Source organism: Aeromonas sp. s10, assembly GCF_040907975.1.
Classification (GTDB): domain Bacteria; phylum Pseudomonadota; class Gammaproteobacteria; order Enterobacterales; family Aeromonadaceae; genus Aeromonas; species Aeromonas caviae.
Window position 1 is genome coordinate 25,743 of sequence record NZ_JBFOCV010000030.1, and the last position, 19,543, is coordinate 45,285.

Below are 19,543 nucleotides of genomic sequence, written 5' to 3' on the forward strand. Positions count from 1 at the left end.
TGATTCCTTTTTAAGATAATGAGTGGGCGCAGGCCCTTAAATCAGCGTTTTTTGGTCACCGGCAGATTGTCTGCACGCCATTGGGCCATGCCACCGCTGAGCACATACACCTGCTTGAAACCGGCCTTGCTCAGTTGGCGACCCGCGCCACCAGCGGTCATCCCCGACTCGCACACCACTATGATGGGGGCATCCTTGTGCTTTTCAACCGGACCCAGATTATTCGCCTGGATCTGGGCGAGCGGCAGGTGATGGGCCCCGGCCAGATGACCCTTGGCAAATTCATCCTGACTGCGAATGTCCACGACGGTGGCATTTTCACGGTTGATAAGCAGGGTAGCGGCGTGGTTGTTGACCGCCTTCACCGGAGAAAAACGAGCACGCACAGTGGTATACACCAGGGTGCCTGCCAGGCCCAACCAGGCTGCGGTCAGCAGCGGATTGCGGGCCGCGAAATCCAAATACTCTTGCATCTTCTACTATCCAGGGACCAAGACAAGGGCCCGAGTATACATGGGGCCCTGCATAAGATCAGCCATCTTGGCGGCAAAGCGAGAGCAAGCTCCCATCAGGGATGGCTGCCGATTCTTCCTCCTCCAACCGGGCCGAACGAGAGGATGCTCCATGCCGAAAAGAGGGGGGAAACAGAGGAAAACCCGCCGCGGCAGACAAGCCGGCAACATGCCTAAAACAGCGGGATAACAGTTAAAAAGCGAGGCTGGAGAGGGACTTGGCTATCAGGTGACTATTTCGGCAGATGTAGTAATATTACGCTAGTTTCACTTCCCGCAATTCATTCCTATCCGAGAGGACATAGCCTTATGTCAACAGCTAAGAAACCGCTGGTTCTGGTCATCATGGACGGTTGGGGCTACAGCACCAAGCAAGAGTACAACGCCGTTGCTGCCGCCAAGACCCCCAACCTGGATCGCCTGGCCCGTGACTACACCAGCACCCTGATCTCCGGCTCCGGCCTGGACGTGGGTCTGCCGGACGGCCAGATGGGCAACTCCGAAGTGGGCCACACCAACATCGGTGCCGGTCGCGTCGTCTATCAGGAGCTGACCCGCATCTCCAAGGACATCCAGGACGGCGACTTCTTCCAGAACGTCGAGCTGGCCAAGGCTGTCGACGCTGCCGTGACCAAGGGCAAGGCCGTGCACATCATGGGTCTGATGTCCCCGGGTGGCGTACACAGCCACGAAGAGCACATCATGGGCATGATCGAGATGGCCGCCAAGCGTGGCGCCGAGCAGATCTACTTCCACGCCTTCCTGGATGGCCGCGACGTCCCGCCGCGCAGTGCCCAGTCCTCCATCGAGCTGTTCGACGCCCTGTTTGCCCGACTGGGCAAGGGCCGTTTCGCCTCCATGATCGGTCGTTACTACGCCATGGACCGCGACAACCGCTGGGATCGCGTGCAGCAGGCCTATGACCTGATGACCCAGGGCAAGGGCGAATTCACCGCTGACAACGCCACCGACGCGCTGGCCGCCGCCTATGCCCGCGACGAGAACGACGAGTTCGTCAAAGCCACCCGCATCGGCGACGCTGTACCGATGATCGACGGCGATGCGCTGATCTTCATGAACTTCCGTGCCGACCGCGCCCGCGAGATCACCCGCGCCTTCGTCGACAGCGACTTCACCGGCTTCGCCCGCACCGCCACTCCGGCCCTGCACTTCGTGATGCTGACCGAATACGCGGCCGACATCAAAACCGCCTGCGCCTATCCGCCCACCGCCCTGGTCAACACCCTGGGTGAGTGGCTGGCCAAGCAGGGCAAGACCCAGCTGCGCATCTCCGAGACCGAGAAGTACGCCCACGTCACCTTCTTCTTCAACGGTGGCGAAGAGGCCTGCTTCACTGGCGAAGATCGCGAAATCGTAGCGAGCCCGAAAGTGGCTACCTATGACCTGCAGCCGGAGATGAGCTCCGAAGAGCTGACCGACAAGCTGGTTGCGGCCATCAAGAGCGGCAAGTACGACGTCATCATCTGCAACTACCCGAACGGCGACATGGTCGGTCACACCGGCGTGTTCGATGCGGCCGTCAAAGCCTGTGAAGCGGTCGACCACTGCATCGGTCGCGTCACCGACGCCCTGGCGGAAGTGGGCGGCGAGTGCCTCATCACCGCCGACCATGGCAACGCCGAGAAGATGATGGACGAAGAGACTGGTCAGGCTCACACCGCCCACACCAATCTGCCGGTTCCCCTCATCTACTTCGGTCGTAAAGCCGAGGTTGCCGAAGGCGGCAAACTGTCCGATCTGGCCCCCACCATGCTGACCCTGATGGGTCTGCCGGTGCCGCCGGAAATGACTGGCAAGCCCCTGATGATTCTGAAATAATCCTGCCCCATGCGGGGATGCGAAATTATTTCACAGAAAACCAGTCGCGTCGGCCTGTTGGCCGGCGCGCTGTTTTTTTGCCTGATCGGCGGTACCGGCACAGCCCGGGCTGCGAACCAGCAGCTGGGGGCCATGCAGTCCCAGATCAAGGAACAGCAACAGACCCTCAAGCTCAGCAAGCAGGAGCTTGCCAAGCTCAACACCCAGCTCAAGGCTGACGAGCAGGCCATTTCGGCTGCCGCCGCCAAACTCGAGCAGACCAGACAGCAACTCCGGCAGAACCAGCAGAAGCTGGCGTCCCTGCAGCAGGACAAGCTGGCACTGGAGCAACAAGCCAAACACCAGAAGCAGTTGCTGGCCAAGCAGGCGGAAAGCGCCTTCCAGGCGGGCAACCACGATTACCTCAAACTGCTGCTCAACCAGCAGGATCCGGCCAAACTGAGCCGCGCCCTCGACTATTTCGACTACCTCAACAAGGCCCGTATCGAGGCCATTGAAGCCCTGCGCGCCACCCGTGACAAGCTGGCCAAGAACCAGCAGGCCACCAGGGAGACCGAGAACCGCCTCCAGACCCTGCTCGGCGAGCAGCAGGAGCATCACCAGAGCCTGCTGGCCAGCCAGCAGAGCCGTGCCAAGGTGCGCAACCAGTTGCAGCAGTCGGTGCAGGCCGACGAGCAGAAGCTCGACAAGCTGGTCAAGGCGGAGAAGGCGCTCAAGGCGCGGCTGGAAGAGCTGCGTCGTCAGCAGGAAGAAAAGGAACGCCGCGAACGGGCCGAGCGGGAGCGCCTCGCCAAGATCAAGGCCGAGCAGGAGCGCCAGCGCCGTCTGGAGGCCCAGCGCCTGGCAGCCGAGCAGAAACGCATCGAGGAGCAGCAGCGGATCGCAGCCCAGCAGCGCCAGGTCGGCGAACAGCAGCGGCTGGCGGCCCAGCAGCAGCGCGTCGCCGAACAGCAGGCCAAGGTGGCGCAGCAGCAAGCTGCCGCCCGCAACAGCGCCAAGGCGAGCAGCAACGGCTACGGCGGTCTGAGCACGGGTGGCAACCTGCGCTGGCCGGTGCAGGGCCCCATCCTCATCTCCTACGGCTCGCCGCGTACCGCCGAGCTGAAGTGGAAGGGCACCCTGATCGGCGCCAGCGAAGGGACCCAGGTCAAGGCGGTGGCTCCGGGCCAGGTGGTCTACGCCGACTGGCTCGACGGCTTCGGCATGCTGCTGGTCATCGACCACGGCAAGGGTTACATGAGCCTCTACGGCCACAACCAGTCGCTGCTGCGACAGGTGGGACAAAAGGTGGAGCAAGGGGAACCCGTGGCCCTGGTCGGCGACAGCGGCGGACAGGAGCGCTCCGGCCTCTACTTCGAGATCCGCTATCAGGGCGAGGCCATCAACCCGACCAAGTGGCTAGCCAGACGCTAAGCCCGCCTTGTCGGTGCCCGAGCGGAGTCCGCTACCTCATCCCCAGCCCTTCTCCCGCGAGGGGAGCAGGGAGCAAAAGACAGCGACACCGCGTCGTTTACCACTTCACCTGACAAAAAGTCTGCATCGCGCAGGCTTTTTGCTTGGCAGGGGAGGCACCACACCGCCCGCCCCGATGATGAAAACTTACCTCTTTTCCACCCCGCTCAGGGGAAGACCACCAGCCCGATCTGCTCCAGCAGCCCCTGCTGCTGATCTTCATTGATCTGTACCCCGGCGAGGTTGACCCGGCGCAGATCCAGGCCGGGCAGATCGCACTGGCGCAGATCGCAGCCTTGCAGGTTGAAGCTGGTCCAGTCGATTTGCCCGAACTCGGAGCCGCTGAGATCCGAGCCTGCCAGGGAGGCGCCCAGCAGGTTGGCCCCCTGCCAGCGGTTGCCGGCAAGCTCGCACCGCTCCAGCAGGCAGCTTTCGAAGTTGGCGTAGCTGAAGTTGTTGCCGGTGAGGTGGGCCTCGCAGAAGTAGCTTTTGGCAGTGATCCGGTTGGCGAAGCTGGCATGGGCGAAGTTGATCCCCATGGCCTGGCAGTCGCGCATCTCCAGCCCAAGACACTGGCTGCGGCCGAAGTCCGCCAGGGTGAGATCGCAGTGCAGGAAGCTCGCCTCCCTCAGATCGCAGCCCTGAAACAGGCATCCCAGCTCCCGTTCCCTGTCATAGAAGCTGCAGTCGACGAAGCGGCTCTCCCCGAGATCGAGCCAGGAGAAGTGACAGCCGATGAAGCGGCACCCCTGGAACTGCTCCCCCTCCACCTCCTGCTGCTCGAAGTGGACCCCCTCGAAACACCTGCCCTTGATCATCCCCTGCCCCCTGTTGATGGCGTCATATGCTGACATTGCCGTGCAAAAACGGTAATGTTACGTGTAACATTTTTTGCCGGATCCCCAGATGAACGACACCCGCAAGCGCCGCCCTACCCTGCAGGACATTGCCGACCTGACCGGTGTCACCAAGATGACCGTCAGCCGCTACCTGCGCGACCCGTCCGCCGTGGCCGAAGGGACCCGCGAGCGCATCGCCGCCGCGGTGGAGGAGCTCGGCTACATCCCGAACCGGGCGCCGGACATGCTGTCGAACGCCACCAGCAAGGCGATCGGCATCCTGATCCCCTCCCTCTCCAACCAGGTCTTCTCGGCGGTGATCCACGGCATCGAGGCAGTGACCCGGCCCGCCGGCTACCAGACCCTGCTCGCCCACTACGGCTACAGCCCGGAGCGGGAGGAGGAGCAGATCGCCTCGCTCCTCTCCTACAACGTGGACGGGCTCATCCTCTCGGACACCCAGCACACCGAGCGCACCCGCAAGATGATCGCCACCGCCGGCATCCCGGTGGTGGAGACCATGGATCTGCCCCTCTCCCCCATCGACATGGTGGTGGGCATGGATCACCGGGCCGCCGCCCGGGCCATGGTAACAGAGATGCTGCGCCGGGGACGGCGCAAGGTGATCTACCTCGGCGCCCGGCTCGACGTGCGCACCCAGCTGCGAATGGAAGGCTACTACCAGGCGATGGCCGATTTCGGTCTGACCGGCCAGCACCTGCTGACGGAGCAATCCTCCAGCTTCACCCTGGGGGGAGAGCTGCTGGCCCAGGCCATGGCGCGCTTCCCCGATCTCGACGGCCTGTTCTGCACCAACGACGACCTGGCGGTGGGGGCCCTGCTGCAATGCCAGGCCAGGTGGATCCCGGTACCCCAGCAGGTGGCCATCGCCGGCAGCAACGCCCTCGACATCGGCCACGCCATGACCCCCAAGCTCGCCAGCATCGTCACCCCCCGCGAGACCATAGGTCGCGAAGCCGCCATCATGCTGCTGGCCCGCCTCGGCGGCCAGCCGCTGGCGACCAGGTGCAAGGACATCGGCTTCTCCCTCTATGAGGGGGAAAGCCTCGGCTGATCCCCGGCCATCATGGCGCGTTCGACCGCCATGATGGCGCCTTCTCCCCTCTCCCCTCGCCGCCCCCTGGCCTATGCTGGCTCCTCCATCCAACCTGTCAGGAGCAGACCATGCACCACACCGAACGATTGAAAGCCTGCCTGCAGCGCGTCATCTGCGATCCCGCCTTCCCCCTGGCGGAGCTCGACGCCTGGTTCACCCCCGACTACTGCCAGGAGGTGAACGGCGAGCGGCTCGACTACCCGGCGTTTCACCAGCACATCGCCACACTGCGCCGCCATCTGGCCGGGGCGAGCATCGAGTTTGTCGCCACCCTGGCGCAGGGGGAGCGGGTACACTCGACCCATGTGGTGCGGGCCACCCGCCAGGACGGCGGCACCCTGGTCTGCAAGGTAAGCGGCCTCTTCACCTTTCGCGGCGATCGGATCTGCCACACCGACGAGGTGACCTGTCTGCTGGCAGGAAGCAAGGAGGATGCAGATATCGGCTCGCGGCGCTGACTGCCGGCAACCCGCAGACACCGCCATGGCGGGCAGGAAGGCAGACGACGCGCCCTCAGGCCGCCGGTTCGCACCGGGCGAGGCGCTGGAGGGCGCGGGACAAGGCGCCGGGATCCTCGTAGCCAAGCCGATCGGCGATCTGGGCCAGCGTGAGCCCCCGGTGCTGCAACTGGCGCGCCCGTCCCAGCACCACCTGCTCCCGCCACTGGCGAAAGCTGCACCCCAGCTGCTGGAGGAAGAGCCGGTTGAGGGTGCGCACCGAGGCGCCGCAATCTGCCGCCAGCGCCGTCAGCGTCAGATGGATGGCGGGTGCCTGGCACACCCTGTCCAGCACCCGCAGCAGGCGCGGGTCCAGCGCCCCGGCGAGGGGAATGCGCGCCGCGAGCGGGTCGGCGCGCTCCAGCTCCTGGCCAAGCACCGTCAGATAGGCCCCTTTCACCTCCTCCTCGGCCAGCTCGGACAGGCGGGCGAAGAGGCCCGCCAGCAGTGGGCTGGCCTGCAAGGGGCCGAAGGCGGTACGGGCCGACGTCGGCACATAGAGGAGGGAGAGTCGGGAGCGGCGCAGCACGCGAAACTCGTGCTCCCACCCCGCCGGAATAAAGCAGATCTGGCCCGCCACCAGCAGTTCTCCCTCCCCTCGCCCCGTGATGATGCCGCCCCCGTCCTGCAGATAGCAGTATTGGGCATGGGGGTGGCAGTGCAGCGCGGTGAAGTGCCCTTGCGGGTAGGATGGATGCAGACAGGACATGAAGGCTCCAGGGGAGAGGGGCGGCCCCCGACCTTAAGCCAGGGCGAGGCCGGAAGCAAACGGCCCACCCCCTCCGGGGGCGGAAAAACAGCAGGCCACCCGGGGGTGGCCTGTTTAATTTTTCTAAACGATATTTGCTTAGCGTTTAACCAATTCAACCGCTTCCCGGGAGAGGCGGGTCACCTCCTCCCAGTTGCCGCTCTTGACGGCGTCTGCCGGCAGCATCCAGGAGCCGCCGACGGTGGCCACACATTTCAGTGCCAGGTAGTCGGCCACGTTTTTCGGTCCGATGCCGCCGGTGGGGCAGAACTTCACCTGGGGCAGAGGCGCCGCGATGGCGGAGAGTGCCTTGGTGCCGCCGTTCGCCTCGGCCGGGAAGAATTTGAGGTGGTCGTAGCCCGCTTCCAGCGCCTGCATCACCTCGGACGGGGTGGCCACCCCCGGGATCAGCGGCGCCGTGCTCTTGGCCGCGTGGGCCAGCAGGGCCGGGGTCATGCCCGGGGAGATGACGAAGCGGGCACCGGCAGCGACGGCGGCATCAAACTGCGCGCAGTTGAGCACGGTACCGGCACCGACCATGGCATCCGGCATCGCCTTGGCGATGAGGGCGATGGCGTCCAGCGCCACCGGGGTGCGCAGGGTGATCTCGAACACCGAGATGCCGCCATCCAGCAGGGCCTTGGCCATGGGCAGGGCCTGCTCCAGGTCGTTGATGACCATCACGGGTACCAGGGGGGAGGCGGCAAACACCTCGGCAGGGGTCACTTTCCAGTTCTGCATAGCTCTTCCTTAGTCAAAGATGGTGGCGCCGCACTCGGCGCTCGATACCGCGCGACGCATCACGCTGAACAGTTCACGGCCCCACCCCTCTTGTTCCAGGGTGAGGTCGATCTCGGCCTGGGTACGGCCACTCAAATCGGTCAGGCAGTCGAGGCGGCCGGACTCGGCATCCACCCGCAGCAGGTCGCCATCGGCGAGCAGGCCGATGGCCCCGCCGTGCAGCGCTTCCGGGGTGACGTGGATGGCGGCCGGGATCTTGCCGGAGGCACCGGAGAGGCGACCATCGGTGACCAGGGCCACCTTGTGACCCGCCTTCTGCAGGTTGCCAAGCACCGGCATCAGCTTGTGCAGCTCCGGCATGCCGTTGGCGGCCGGACCGTTGTGGCGCACCACGATGACGGTGTCCTGGTTCAGCTCACCGGCCTTGTAGGCCGCCTCCACCGCATGCTGGGAGGAGAAGACCCGGGCCGGGGCCTCGATGACCCGATACTCGGGCGCGACGGCGGAAACCTTGACCACGGCGCGGCCCAGGTTGCCCGCCAGCAGCTTGGTGCCGCCGGTGGCCTGGAACTCGCTGCCAGAGGGAGAAAGCACGCTCGGATCCGCGCTCTCGCCCACCGGTTGCCACACCAGCTTGCCATCCACCAGTGCCGGACGGCTGAAGTAGTCCTGCATCTCGCCGAAGACCGGGGTGGCATCCATGTGGATCAGCCCCTCTTCGGCCAGACGACGCATCAGGCCGGGCACGCCCCCCGCCTGTTCGAAGGCGTTGACGTCCGCCGGGCCGTTCGGGTACATGCGCACCAGGAGCGGCACCACGTCGGAGAGATCGCTCAGGTCGTCCCAGGTCAGCTCCAGCCCGGCGGCGCGGGCCAGCGCCACCATGTGAATGCTGTGGTTGGTGCTGCCGCCGGAGGCGAGCAGGGCCACCAGGCCGTTGACCAGGGCGCGCTCGTCGATCACCGCACTCAGGGGGCGATAGGCCGGGGAGCCCGGGATCATGGCGCTGATGCGGCGGGCCGCTTCCTCGGTGAGGGCGTGGCGCAGCTCGCTGTGCGGATGCACGAAGGCGGAGCCCGGCAGCATCAGGCCCATGGCTTCGAACACCAGCTGGTTCGTGTTGGCGGTGCCGTAGAAGGTGCAGGTGCCCGCCGCGTGGTAGGCGCCGCACTCCATCTTGAGCAGGGCGTCGCGGCCCACTTCACCGGCAGCGTACTGCTGGCGCACCTTCACCTTCTCGTCGTTGCTGATGCCGCTCGCCATGGGGCCGGCAGGCACGAAGGCGGTGGGCAGGTGGGCGTGGGAAAGCGCCCCCATGATCTGGCCCGGGGCAATCTTGTCGCAGATGCCGAGCAGCAGGGTGGCGTCGAAGGTGTTGTGGGAGAGGGAGACCGCGGTGGCCTGGGCGATGAGGTCCCGGGAGAAGAGGGACATGTCCATCCCCGGCTGACCCTGGGTCACGCCGTCGCACATGGCGGGCACGCCGCCGGCGACCTGGGCGCTGTGGCCGAGCTCGGCCAAGGCGCCCTTGATGATGTCCGGGTAGCCCTGATAGGGCTGATGGGCACTCAGCATGTCGTTGTAGGCGGTGACGATGGCCACGTTGGCGCGGGTCATGTCGAGGATCCGCCCCTTCTCGTCACAGCTCGAGGCGGCCACGGCGTGGGCCAGGTTGCCGCAGGAGAGGGAGGCGCGGGTCTTGCCCTGATCGGCCTGGCGCTGGATGCGGGCCAGGAAGCGGGCACGGCGGGCGGTGCTGCGCTCGCGGATGCGGTTGGTCACCTGGGTGATCACGGGATGGGTCATAGCTTTCTCTCCAACTCTATATACGGGCGCGGTCGGCCGCAGCCGGGCGCGCGACATGGCTCATTGCGCCTGCGTCAGCGCGGTGACGGCACGGTCGACCACCTGTTCGAAGGTCCCGTCGATATCGATGCGAAACACGCCGGGCTCGCCATCCGGTCGCTCCAGGGTATCAAACTGGCTTTGTACCATGGCTTCGCGCATGAAGTGGCCCTGCCGTGCCCGCATCCGTTCGAGAATGAGGGACTGGCTGCCATCCAGAAACAGGAAACTCACCGAGTCGTTGCCCTCGCGGATCTGGTCGCGGTACTGCTTCTTGAGGGCCGAGCAGACGATGACGCCGAGCTCGTTCTTGCGCTCCAGGCTGTAGGCCGCATCGCGGATCCGCTCCAGCCAGGGGGCCCTGTCTTCGTCGTTGAGCGGGTTGCCCGCCGCCATCTTCTGGATGTTCGCGCGAGGGTGCAGATCATCGCCGTCGATGAACTTGGCCCCCAGGGCATTGGCCACCTTGAGGCCGATGCTGGACTTGCCGCTGCCACACACACCCATCACGATAATGCACTTGCCCGCCATTATTTGACCTCTCTCTCACTTTTCAAAAAACGTTCGCCTGATGGGTTCTAAGCTACCACGTTACCGGTAACATGTTACCGGTAACGTTTCGCAATGTGAAGTGCAGCACAGAAATGTGCAGAACAACAACTAGAACCATTTGAGGACAATTTTATGGACGGAGCAATGAACACACCCGATGTCGCCTATCTGCTCTCGGTAGCGGGCGGAGCCATTGTCATGTTGCTGGTGCTGATCATGCGATTCAAGGTACATGCCTTCGTGGCATTGACCCTGGTCAGCATGCTGACGGCCCTGGCCACCGGGGTCACCTATGACCAGGTGATCCCCACCATGCTGACCGGTTTCGGCGGCACCCTGGCCTCGGTCGCGCTGCTGGTCGGCCTCGGCGCCATGATAGGCCGGATCCTGGAGATGACGGGGGGCGCCAAGGTACTGGCCGATACCCTGATCAACCGCTTCGGCTCCCACCGCGCCCCCTTCGCACTGGGTGTGGCCTCCCTGCTGTTCGGCTTCCCGATCTTCTTCGACGCCGGCCTCATCGTCATGCTGCCCATCATCTTCAGCGTGGCGAAGCAGTTCGGCGGCTCCGTCCTCAAGTATGCCCTGCCCTCCGCCGGCGCCTTTGCGGTGATGCACGCCTTCCTGCCGCCCCACCCGGGCCCGGTGGCCGCCAGCGAGCTGCTGGGTGCCAACATCGGTCTGCTCACCATCGTGGGCCTGCTGGTCGCGCTGCCCACCTGGTATCTGGGTGCCTACCTGTTCGGGCTCTGGTCCGGCAAGAAGTTTGAGCTGCCCCTGCCCCCGAGCTTCACTGCCAGCGCCGAGCAGCTCTCCGACAAGGCGCCGAGCTTCGGCCAGGTGATCTCCATCCTGCTGCTGCCGCTGGTGCTCATCTTCATGGATACCGGCCTCAATACCCTGGGCGTCATGGGCGTCATCGACAAGGGTGCGGACTGGGTCAACGTGCTGCGCATGGTCGGCAAGACCCCGGTCGCCCTGCTCATCACTGTGCTGTACGCCCTCTGGATGTTCCGCCAGAGCCAGGGCAAGGTGCAGCTCGAGAAGTTCTGCAACGACGCCCTGGCCCCGGTCTGCGCCGTCATCCTGGTCACCGGTGCCGGCGGCATGTTCGGCGGCGTATTGCGGGCGAGCGGCATCGGCACCGCGCTGGCCGACGTGCTCTCCGATACCGGCATGCCGGTGATCCTCGCGGCCTTCCTGGTATCCGCCGCGCTGCGGGTTGCCCAGGGTTCCGCCACCGTGGCCCTGACCACCACCGCCGCCCTGATGGCGCCGACCGTGGCCGCCACCACCGGCCTGAGCGAGCTGGACCTGACCTTCATCGTCATCGCCATCGCCGGGGGGGCCACCGTGCTCTCCCACTTCAATGACTCCGGCTTCTGGCTGGTCAGCCGCTTCCTCAACATGGACGAGAAGACCACCCTCAAGACCTGGACCGTGATGGAGACCCTGCTCGGCACCATCGCCTTCCTCATCGTGGCCACGGCCAGCGCCATCCTCTGACGGAAACACATCGGGGCCGCATCCGTCGGCCCCGATGTGATATTGCACCGACTTTTTACGGATTCTTGCTTGGGCCCATCGCCACAGATTGCTAGAATTGCCTATTCTTCGCCCCGAGTGGAACGCTTCATCCCGTGATTTCAGGCTTCTCTATGCATTCATCGGCACATTATCGACAGTTGCTGACCCGCTTACCCCAGATCGCGGTCGCCGCGGATCAGTTCCAGATACTCAGCAGCGCCAAAGACTTCAAGAGCCGGATCCTGTCGCTCATCGCCCATGCGACCCAGCGCATCTATCTGATCGCGCTCTATCTGCAGGATGACGAGGCGGGACGGGAGATCCTCTCCGCCCTCTATGCCGCCAAGCAGCGCAATCCCTCTCTCGACATCAAGGTGTTCGTCGACTTCCACCGCGCCCAGCGCGGCCTGATCGGCAAGGGCAAGCAGGGGGGCAACCACCTGATGTACCAGGCCATGGCCGCCAGCCACCAACACCAGATCGAGATCTACGGCGTGCCGGTCAAGGGCCGCGAGCTGCTCGGGGTGCTGCACCTCAAGGGCTTCATCTTCGACGACACCCTGCTTTACTCCGGCGCCAGCCTCAACGACATCTACCTGCACCAGCAGGAGCGCTACCGCTTCGATCGCTATCACCAGATCCACAGCCCGGCACTGACCCGCAGCATGGTCAACTACGTGGATGACGTCTTCCTCGGCAGCGAGGCCGTCCAGCGACTGGATCGCACCGGCATCCCCGGCGCCAAGCAGCTCAAGGGACCGATCCGCCGCTTCAAGCAGCGCCTGCGCCTCTGCCAGTACCGCTTCGAGAGCATCCAGCCCAACGATCGGGAGATCGCCGTGACCCCCATGGTGGGCCTGGGCAAGCGGGGCAACCAGCTCAACCGGATGATCCGCAACCTGGTGCGGGCCACCGAGCGGGAGATCTTCATCTGCACCCCCTACTTCAACCCCCCCAAGGAGTTGAACAAGGACGTGGAGGCACTGCTCAAACGCGGCTGCAAGGTGACCATCGTCGTGGGCGACAAGACCGCCAACGACTTCTTCATCCCCCCGGAGGAGAAGTTTTCCACCATCGGCGGTCTGCCCTATCTCTACGAGACCAACCTGCGCAAGTTTGCCGAGCGCAACCAGCACTACATCGACAACGGCCGGCTCAACCTCATGCTCTGGTGCTGCGAGAAGAACTCCTATCACCTCAAGGGGATCTTCGTGGATGAGGAGTGGGCCCTGCTCACCGGCAACAACCTCAATCCCCGAGCCTGGGCGCTGGATCTGGAGAACGGCCTGCTGGTACACGACCAGCACCATCACCTGCGCGAGCAGTTCAGTGCGGAGCGGGAGAACATCCTGGCCCACACCCGCCGCATCAGTCACTTCGATCAGATAGAGCAGATCAAGGATTACCCAGATCAGGTGCGCAAGCTGCTGGCCCGGATCCACAGGGTCAAGGCTCACCTCCTGCTCAAGCGCATCATCTGACCGCCAGGGCGCCCCGTCAGTGAAAAGGCCTGCCGTTTCCGGCAGGCCTTTTTCATGGATGACCCTCCCCCCGCTCCCTTGCCCACCAGCCCGGAACGGCACAACGCGGCTTGCATCGAGGCCGCAACAACCCCTATCATCTGGACATATTTACAGTGTTTTCGGGCATCTAATTGATGAAATTGGATAAAATCTCCCTCGACAGCCTCAAGGGTGTCGGCAGCAAGATGCTGGAGAAACTCGAGCGGCTGGGACTGGCCACGGTACAGGACCTGCTGTTCCACCTCCCCCTGCGCTACGAGGACCGCACCCAGGTCTGGCCCATCGGTGATCTGCCGCCCGGCCTGCACGGTGCCGTCGAGGGCGAGATCCAGGGCACCCAGCTGGTGATGGGGCGCCGCCGCATGCTGGTGTGCCGTATCAGCGACGGCACCGGCAGCCTGACCCTGCGCTTCTTCAATTTCACCGCTGCCCAGAAAAACAGCCTGGCCCAGGGCCGCCTTATCCGCTGCTTTGGCGAGACACGTCCCGGCAAGTACGGCCTGGAGATGGCCCACCCCGAGTACAAGCTGCTCGGCGAGGAGCAGGCCGGCCAGACCGAAGAGGCCCTCACCCCCGTCTACCCCACCACAGAGGGGCTGCGCCAGCTCACCCTGCGCAGCCTCACGGATCAGGCCCTGGCCCAGCTCGACCTCTACGGGGTCGAGGAGCTGCTGCCTGCCGGCCTCTATCCCCAGCAGATCGATCTTGCCGCCGCCCTGAAGCTGCTGCACCGCCCGCCTCCCTCGGTGGCGCTGGCCCTGCTCGAGAGCGGCCAGCACCCGGCACAGCAGCGGCTCGTACTGGAAGAGCTGCTGGCCCACAACCTCTCGGTCTTGAAGGTGCGGGCCCAGGCACAGACCCAACTGGCCCGTGCCCTCAAGCCCGCTCCCGAGCTGGTCCGGCAGCTGCTCGGCGCCCTGCCGTTCACCCCCACCGGTGCCCAGAGCCGGGTGGTGGCGGAGATAGCCAGGGATCTGCAACAGAGCCACCCCATGATGCGCCTGGTCCAGGGGGACGTGGGCTCAGGTAAAACGCTGGTCGCTGCACTGGCCGCCCTGCAGGCCATCGGCAACGGCTGCCAGGTGGGGCTGATGGCCCCGACCGAGCTGCTGGCCGAACAGCACGCCATCAACTTCGCCAGGTGGCTGGAACCGCTCGGCATCAAGGTCGGCTGGCTGGCGGGCAAGCAGAAGGGCAAGGCGCGGGAAGAGGCGCTAGCCGCCATCGCGGACGGCAGCGTCAAGATGGTGGTGGGCACCCACGCCATCTTCCAGGAGCAAGTGGTGTTCCAGCGTCTGGCCCTGGTCATCATCGATGAACAGCACAGGTTCGGCGTGCATCAGCGCCTCGCCCTGCGAGAAAAAGGAGAGCGGGAAGGGGTGCATCCCCACCAGCTCATCATGACCGCCACCCCCATCCCCCGCACCCTGGCGATGACCGCCTATGCGGACCTCGACACCTCCATCATCGACGAGCTGCCGCCGGGCCGCACTCCCATTACCACGGTCGCCCTGCCGGACAGTCGCCGCCAGGATGTGATCGAGCGGGTGAGGCTCGCCTGCGAGGAGGGCAAGCAGGCCTACTGGGTCTGCACCCTGATCGAGGAGTCGGAGGTGCTGGAGTGCCAGGCCGCCGAAGACACTGCCGCCGAGCTGCAAACCCTGCTGCCCGGCCTGCACATCGGCCTGGTACACGGCCGGATGCGCCCCGTCGAGAAACAGCGGGTGATGGAGGAGTTCAAGGCGGGCATACTGCAACTGCTGGTCGCCACCACCGTCATCGAGGTGGGGGTGGATGTGCCCAATGCCAGCCTGATGATCATCGAAAACCCGGAGCGACTGGGGCTGGCCCAGTTGCACCAGCTGCGCGGCCGGGTCGGGCGGGGGTCGGTGGCCTCTCACTGCGTGCTGCTCTATCATGCCCCCTTGTCCAAGACCGCCCAGAGCCGCCTCGGGGTACTGCGGGAGACCAATGACGGCTTTCTCATCGCCCAGCGAGATCTGGAACTGCGCGGCCCAGGCGAGCTGCTCGGTACCCGCCAGACCGGTCTGGCCGATCTCAAGATCGCCGATCTGGTGCGCGACCAGCCGCTCATCCCTCAGGTGCAGAAGATGGCGCGTTTCCTGATGGACAAACACCCGGCTCATGTCGAGCCCCTGATCCGCCGCTGGCTGGGCCTGCGGGACCACTACTCCAATGCTTGACCAAGGCAGATGCAGAAGAGGGTCACCTTGCCTGATGGATAAACACACGAGCCATGTCGAGCCCCTGATCCGCCGCTGGCTGGGCCTGCGAGACCACTACTCCAATGCTTGACCAAGGCAGATGCAGAAGAGGGTCACCTTGCCTGATGAATAAACACCCGAGCCATGTCGAACCCTTGATACGATGCTGGCTCGGTCTACGGGATCACTACTCGAATGCCTGACCAAGCAACAGAAACAGGAGGAAAGCACTGATGAATTCCTGGCTGCGCGGCCTGCTCTACACCTTTGCCTTCCTGCTGCTCTTTGTCTGGGTCGGTCTCGGCCTGTTCGATGCCGAGCGCGCCAAAGGCCCCATCGCCAACTGGCTCAGCCAGCAGACCGGGGTGCCCGTCACCATAGGCCGGCTGGTGTTCAATCCGCTGCACCCCTACACCCTGCTGGCGGAACAGGTGCGCTATGGGGATGCGGTACAGCTGGAAAAACTCTATCTGGAGATCGAGCACATCGACTGGTTGAACCGGGACGTGCGCATCGCCCACCTGGACCTCATCCGTCCCGTCATCAAGCTGCCGCTCCCCAACCAGTTGCCAAGCCTGCCGGTTCACTCCCTCACCATCAGCGACAGCACCATCGACAACCTGAGCCTGCAGAGCGAGGCCCTGACCCTGCGCGGCCTCAGTGCGTCCCTGAGTGACTGGGAACTGATCGACCCGAGACGCCAGCCCCAGGCCAACCTCACCCTGGGCATCAACCAGCTGGAGACCCCCATGTTCACCCTGGCCCGTCTCAGCCTCAAGGGGCGGCTGGAGGGGCAGGTGCTCAGCACCGACAGACTGAGCACCAACCTGTTCGACGGCCTGCTCGAGACCGGCATGGTGCTGAACTGGCCAGAGCGCAGCCTGCAACTGCACGATCTCAAGGCCCGCGCCATGCGCCTCGAGCTTGGTGACATTCCCCCTGGCGAGCTCCCCCTGCGCCGCATCACCCTGGACAGGGGTCAGCTTGCCCAGATGAGCATCAATGCCATCGATCAGGAGCTCTCCCTCAACAACTTCAACGGCCAGCTCACCGCCTTCGACTGGCAGGCGGGCAGCCAGCCCAGCGGCTATCTGGCGGGCACCCTGGGCGACATGGGCCGCGGCCTGTTCCAGCTTGAGGCCGTCGAGGGCAAGCTCGCCTTCTCCCCCCGGCAGCTGGATGCCGAGCTGCGAGGCAAGGCATACGAAGGGGAGTTCAACGTCGAGCTGGCTCTCGACACCCAGCAGCAGAAGCTCACCCTGAAGGATCTGGCCCTGAGCGGCATGGACATCAGTTTGCCCCAGGGGTGGTGGCAGGATTGGCAGGGCTGGCGCCCGCAACAGATCGACATCCGCAAACTGGCCTTCGACAAGCTCAAGGTGCTCTCTTTCGACGACACCCTGCCCCTCTCCCTGACCGGCTGGCAACTCTACCTGAACGATCTCGCCCTGCGGGGCAACCAGCCAGGCCCCCTGCTGGGACGTGCCCGCATCGAGAGCAAGTGGTTCGAGCTGGTGTGGGACGGTCTCAGTGCTCGCAACGGCACCCTGGATGGCGAGCTGACCCCCAGCTCCTGGCAGCTCAACACCCTCGCCACCTCCCTGCCCGACGAGGGCTCCCTCAACCTGAGCGGCCAGTGGGGCAGGACGCCCGGGCAGGAGAGCCGCCTGCAGTTGCAGGGCAAGCAGCTGGATCTGGAGCAGTGGGGCAAGTTGCTGCACTCCCCCGTCTCCTTCGCGGGCAAGGTGGATCTGGCGGCAGATCTGCAAGCCGACCTCAACGGGCAGCCCGGCGAGCAGACGGCCAACTGGCGCCGGACCCTTCAGGGCAGCCTGAGCCTGGAGAGCAAGGATCCCTTCTGGGACAAGGTCGGCATCGACCCCCTGCTGGATGACTGGTTCAGGGAGCAGACCCCCCCCGATCTGACACCGCAGACGCTGTGGCAGGCGATGCAACGCGGAGACACCCCCTTCTATCAGATCAGGCTGGATGCCAGGGCGGAGCAGGGCAAGGTGCGGATCGAGCAAGGTGGCGCCTCCACCATCACCCACCTGCTGGCGCTGCAAGGTGGTGTCGACCTGGCCGCAGACCAGTGGCAGCTCGACCTCGGGGTCCTGAACAAGGGGCGCTGCGCCGAGCTGCTCGCCCGCTGGCGCGGCCCCCTCAATGCGCCCGACCTGGGCTGGAGTTTCCCCACGGGACAGGACGCCTGTGGCTGGGAGGCGGGTGTGCGCTACCCCGCCCAGGGACGAAGCGGCCCGCTCTGGCGCCCACGGCCACCCGCCGCCCAATAACGAACAAGGCCTCGCGAAGAGGCCTTGTTGCTGTGAACATCAGGGATCAGCGTGCGCCGCGCTTGATGGGCAGTACCACATACTGACCGACAAACTCCACCGCCAGCTTGCGGCCGCTGAACAGCTGCACCCGCAGGCTGAATTTGGCGGACTCTCCGCCCCTCAGCGGCTCGAGCACGGCGGGCATGCCCTCCCGGGCCACCCGCGCCTCCGGCTCTTCGCTCACCGGGCGGTAATACTTGATGTTGCCCTCAGCCAGCACGGTATCGCCTCCCAACCCTGCCTCCTTGAGCTGCAACCAGATGAGGCCCCAGCCCGCCAGCACGCACTGGCTGTAAATGCTGCCGGCAAACATGGTGTCGTGGACGTTGAGATTGGCCGCCAGGTTGGCCTTGAGGTGGAAGGTCTGGCCATCGTAGTGGGTGATGTGCACCCCCATCTTCTCGCTGATGGGAATACCCCGCGACCAGCGGGTGGTGAGATCCTGGCACCACTCCGGGCGGTACTGGATGGTCTGCATGGGACTCAGGGACTTGATCATCTGGCGGTGAGGGATGCGGCCGAAGGAGACGGGGCCTTCCCCTACCTCGAGGAAGCCACAGCGGCGATAGAACTCCACCGCCTCCTGGCGGGCGTTCATCACCAGCCGTTTCACCTTCTCGTCGCGGGCAAGCTGTTCGAGATCCTCCACCATGCGGGCGCCCAGCCCCTGGCCGCGAAATTCGGGTCGCAGCGCCATAAAGCGGATCTGGGCTTCATCGCCGCCCACAAAGAGGCGACCCACGGCGATGGGCGTTCCGTCGGGTGCGAGCATCAGCCGGTGAATGGCGACGGTATCGTACTCGTCACGCTCGGAGCCAAGGGGCAGATTGAAGGGTTTGCGCAGTAGTTCCCAGCGCAACTGATAGTAAGCATCCAGCTCCGCTGGTGTTTCTGGGGTGACTACCCGGTACATAAAGCGATCCTTGAGTGTGCGCCGACTGGCAGATGGAAGGACTGACGCAACCATTTCTCCCGGCGCAGCCTGTAGTAGGTATCCAGCTCGGCTGCCGTTTTGGGGGGGACCACCCGGTACATAACAACATCCTTGAGTTACACTGGTCGAAAGCCATCTTGCCGTGCAAATTCATGGACTTCAATCTGCAAGCGTACCAAGCCGATCACTTATTGCACCTCAGTGCCAAACCCGAACGCCGCGTTTCGGTGCTTGAAAATGCCCGTCATCGCTGGCTGGAAATGGACGGCGTGGTGCAATCCGCCATGAGCCTCCACCAACCGGCCCGCCTCTGTCTGCCTCATCAACGGAGCATCGCGGAGCAGTTGCCAAAGCAGGCAAGCAGGATCCTGGAGCTGGGGCTGGGCGGAGGGGATCTCACCCGTCACCTGGCGGCACGCTGGCCCGATGCCCACCACGACTGCGTGGATCTGGATGCCGAGATCCTCACCCTGTTCCAGCAATTCTTTCTCCCCTCATCAGGGGGCTCGCCTCGGCTGCATCACGCCGATGCGCTGCACTTCCTGCACCAGAGCCAGGAGATCTACGATCTGGTGCTGCTGGATTTGTTCAGCCAGGACGGCAACCCCCTGCTGCTGTTCCAGGCCCCGCTCTATCAGGCGCTGGCCAGCCGCCTGAGCGGTACCCTCATCATCAATCTGCTGCCCCGCACCCGGCTCGAACAGGCACAGGCTCTGCGACTGGCAGAGGAGTGGATAGGCCCGACCCACGTCCACGACGTGCCCGGCTACCGCAACGTCATCCTGCACGCGACCCGTCAGCTTAGCCTGGGCGGGCGAGCACCGGCAGGGTGAAGAACCTGCGAAGTGTGCAGGCA

General features: G+C 64.7%; 16 protein-coding genes. 9 read left to right on the forward strand and 7 right to left on the reverse strand.

Annotated elements, in window-relative coordinates; all coding sequences use genetic code 11:
* Nucleotides 1-41: 41 nt before the first annotated feature.
* Nucleotides 42-473, reverse strand: a complete 432-nt coding sequence (locus AB5Y59_RS08405; RefSeq protein ID WP_010672546.1) for a rhodanese-like domain-containing protein — start codon at nt 471-473, stop codon at nt 42-44.
* 348 nt (nt 474-821) lie between these two features.
* Between AB5Y59_RS08405 and gpmM the strand changes: the two genes are divergently transcribed.
* Both gpmM and AB5Y59_RS08415 read left to right on the forward strand, forming a co-directional pair.
* A complete protein-coding gene (gene gpmM / locus AB5Y59_RS08410) occupies nt 822-2,351 on the forward strand; it encodes a 2,3-bisphosphoglycerate-independent phosphoglycerate mutase (RefSeq protein ID WP_045522397.1) in 1,530 nt (509 codons plus the stop codon).
* Between the two features lie 9 nt (nt 2,352-2,360).
* Nucleotides 2,361-3,764, forward strand: a complete 1,404-nt coding sequence (locus AB5Y59_RS08415) for a peptidoglycan DD-metalloendopeptidase family protein (RefSeq protein WP_151028530.1) — start codon at nt 2,361-2,363, stop codon at nt 3,762-3,764.
* A 206-nt stretch (nt 3,765-3,970) separates the two neighbouring features.
* On the opposite strand, the gene AB5Y59_RS08420 is transcribed toward AB5Y59_RS08415, so the two are convergent.
* A complete protein-coding gene (locus tag AB5Y59_RS08420; protein WP_368211836.1) occupies nt 3,971-4,621 on the reverse strand; it encodes a Qnr family pentapeptide repeat protein in 651 nt (216 codons plus the stop codon).
* An 88-nt stretch (nt 4,622-4,709) separates the two neighbouring features.
* On the opposite strand from AB5Y59_RS08420, the gene AB5Y59_RS08425 reads away from it, so the two are divergent.
* Together AB5Y59_RS08425 and AB5Y59_RS08430 are read left to right on the forward strand one after the other, a co-directional pair.
* Nucleotides 4,710-5,717: a substrate-binding domain-containing protein gene (locus AB5Y59_RS08425; RefSeq protein WP_045522401.1), complete on the forward strand. Its 1,008-nt coding sequence runs from the start codon at nt 4,710-4,712 to the stop codon at nt 5,715-5,717.
* A gap of 110 nt (nt 5,718-5,827) precedes the next feature.
* The gene (locus tag AB5Y59_RS08430) at nt 5,828-6,217 is read left to right on the forward strand and encodes a nuclear transport factor 2 family protein (protein ID WP_041214080.1); all 390 of its coding nucleotides are present in this window, start codon (nt 5,828-5,830) and stop codon (nt 6,215-6,217) included.
* A 55-nt stretch (nt 6,218-6,272) separates the two neighbouring features.
* Here AB5Y59_RS08430 and AB5Y59_RS08435 read toward each other — a convergent pair whose 3' ends face one another.
* From AB5Y59_RS08435 to AB5Y59_RS08450, 4 genes are all read right to left on the reverse strand, one after another.
* On the reverse strand, nt 6,273-6,965 hold the full coding sequence (locus AB5Y59_RS08435; protein WP_368211813.1) for a helix-turn-helix domain-containing protein: 693 nt from the start codon (nt 6,963-6,965) through the stop codon (nt 6,273-6,275).
* A 138-nt stretch (nt 6,966-7,103) separates the two neighbouring features.
* Nucleotides 7,104-7,745: a bifunctional 4-hydroxy-2-oxoglutarate aldolase/2-dehydro-3-deoxy-phosphogluconate aldolase gene (locus AB5Y59_RS08440; protein ID WP_039039502.1), complete on the reverse strand. Its 642-nt coding sequence runs from the start codon at nt 7,743-7,745 to the stop codon at nt 7,104-7,106.
* A gap of 9 nt (nt 7,746-7,754) precedes the next feature.
* Nucleotides 7,755-9,551, reverse strand: coding sequence for a phosphogluconate dehydratase (gene edd / locus AB5Y59_RS08445; RefSeq protein WP_368211814.1), 1,797 nt, complete (start codon nt 9,549-9,551; stop codon nt 7,755-7,757).
* A gap of 60 nt (nt 9,552-9,611) precedes the next feature.
* On the reverse strand, nt 9,612-10,121 hold the full coding sequence (locus AB5Y59_RS08450) for a gluconokinase (RefSeq protein ID WP_039039504.1): 510 nt from the start codon (nt 10,119-10,121) through the stop codon (nt 9,612-9,614).
* A gap of 165 nt (nt 10,122-10,286) precedes the next feature.
* On the opposite strand from AB5Y59_RS08450, the gene AB5Y59_RS08455 reads away from it, so the two are divergent.
* The 4 genes from AB5Y59_RS08455 to AB5Y59_RS08470 all read left to right on the forward strand — a co-directional run bounded on the left by AB5Y59_RS08455 (nt 10,287) and on the right by AB5Y59_RS08470 (nt 17,711).
* Nucleotides 10,287-11,648: a GntP family permease gene (locus AB5Y59_RS08455; protein WP_223931884.1), complete on the forward strand. Its 1,362-nt coding sequence runs from the start codon at nt 10,287-10,289 to the stop codon at nt 11,646-11,648.
* A gap of 152 nt (nt 11,649-11,800) precedes the next feature.
* Nucleotides 11,801-13,150, forward strand: coding sequence for a CDP-diacylglycerol--serine O-phosphatidyltransferase (pssA, locus tag AB5Y59_RS08460; protein WP_201895188.1), 1,350 nt, complete (start codon nt 11,801-11,803; stop codon nt 13,148-13,150).
* Between the two features lie 176 nt (nt 13,151-13,326).
* On the forward strand, nt 13,327-15,396 hold the full coding sequence (gene recG / locus AB5Y59_RS08465; protein ID WP_368211816.1) for an ATP-dependent DNA helicase RecG: 2,070 nt from the start codon (nt 13,327-13,329) through the stop codon (nt 15,394-15,396).
* Between the two features lie 254 nt (nt 15,397-15,650).
* The gene (locus tag AB5Y59_RS08470) at nt 15,651-17,711 is read left to right on the forward strand and encodes an AsmA-like C-terminal region-containing protein (RefSeq protein ID WP_323927368.1); all 2,061 of its coding nucleotides are present in this window, start codon (nt 15,651-15,653) and stop codon (nt 17,709-17,711) included.
* A gap of 46 nt (nt 17,712-17,757) precedes the next feature.
* Here AB5Y59_RS08470 and AB5Y59_RS08475 read toward each other — a convergent pair whose 3' ends face one another.
* Nucleotides 17,758-18,666 (reverse strand): bifunctional GNAT family N-acetyltransferase/hotdog fold thioesterase, encoded by a 909-nt coding sequence (locus AB5Y59_RS08475; protein ID WP_109421825.1) that lies wholly within the window; start codon nt 18,664-18,666, stop codon nt 17,758-17,760.
* Between the two features lie 173 nt (nt 18,667-18,839).
* Here AB5Y59_RS08475 and AB5Y59_RS08480 point away from each other — a divergent pair, with 173 nt between their 5' ends.
* The gene (locus AB5Y59_RS08480) at nt 18,840-19,520 is read left to right on the forward strand and encodes a methyltransferase domain-containing protein (RefSeq protein WP_042015274.1); all 681 of its coding nucleotides are present in this window, start codon (nt 18,840-18,842) and stop codon (nt 19,518-19,520) included.
* Nucleotides 19,521-19,543 lie beyond the last annotated feature (23 nt).

Bases quoted from the DNA above. Each gene is read 5' to 3' on its own strand.
- AB5Y59_RS08405 (WP_010672546.1), bottom strand. From the start codon at position 473: ATGCAAGAGTATTTGGATTTCGCGGCCCGCAATCCGCTGCTGACCGCA.
- gpmM (WP_045522397.1), top strand. From the start codon at position 822: ATGTCAACAGCTAAGAAACCGCTGGTTCTGGTCATCATGGACGGTTGG.
- AB5Y59_RS08415 (WP_151028530.1), top strand. From the start codon at position 2,361: ATGCGGGGATGCGAAATTATTTCACAGAAAACCAGTCGCGTCGGCCTG.
- AB5Y59_RS08420 (WP_368211836.1), bottom strand. From the start codon at position 4,621: ATGATCAAGGGCAGGTGTTTCGAGGGGGTCCACTTCGAGCAGCAGGAG.
- AB5Y59_RS08425 (WP_045522401.1), top strand. From the start codon at position 4,710: ATGAACGACACCCGCAAGCGCCGCCCTACCCTGCAGGACATTGCCGAC.
- AB5Y59_RS08430 (WP_041214080.1), top strand. From the start codon at position 5,828: ATGCACCACACCGAACGATTGAAAGCCTGCCTGCAGCGCGTCATCTGC.
- AB5Y59_RS08435 (WP_368211813.1), bottom strand. From the start codon at position 6,965: ATGTCCTGTCTGCATCCATCCTACCCGCAAGGGCACTTCACCGCGCTG.
- AB5Y59_RS08440 (WP_039039502.1), bottom strand. From the start codon at position 7,745: ATGCAGAACTGGAAAGTGACCCCTGCCGAGGTGTTTGCCGCCTCCCCC.
- edd (WP_368211814.1), bottom strand. From the start codon at position 9,551: ATGACCCATCCCGTGATCACCCAGGTGACCAACCGCATCCGCGAGCGC.
- AB5Y59_RS08450 (WP_039039504.1), bottom strand. From the start codon at position 10,121: ATGGCGGGCAAGTGCATTATCGTGATGGGTGTGTGTGGCAGCGGCAAG.
- AB5Y59_RS08455 (WP_223931884.1), top strand. From the start codon at position 10,287: ATGAACACACCCGATGTCGCCTATCTGCTCTCGGTAGCGGGCGGAGCC.
- pssA (WP_201895188.1), top strand. From the start codon at position 11,801: ATGCATTCATCGGCACATTATCGACAGTTGCTGACCCGCTTACCCCAG.
- recG (WP_368211816.1), top strand. From the start codon at position 13,327: ATGAAATTGGATAAAATCTCCCTCGACAGCCTCAAGGGTGTCGGCAGC.
- AB5Y59_RS08470 (WP_323927368.1), top strand. From the start codon at position 15,651: ATGAATTCCTGGCTGCGCGGCCTGCTCTACACCTTTGCCTTCCTGCTG.
- AB5Y59_RS08475 (WP_109421825.1), bottom strand. From the start codon at position 18,666: ATGTACCGGGTAGTCACCCCAGAAACACCAGCGGAGCTGGATGCTTAC.
- AB5Y59_RS08480 (WP_042015274.1), top strand. From the start codon at position 18,840: ATGGACTTCAATCTGCAAGCGTACCAAGCCGATCACTTATTGCACCTC.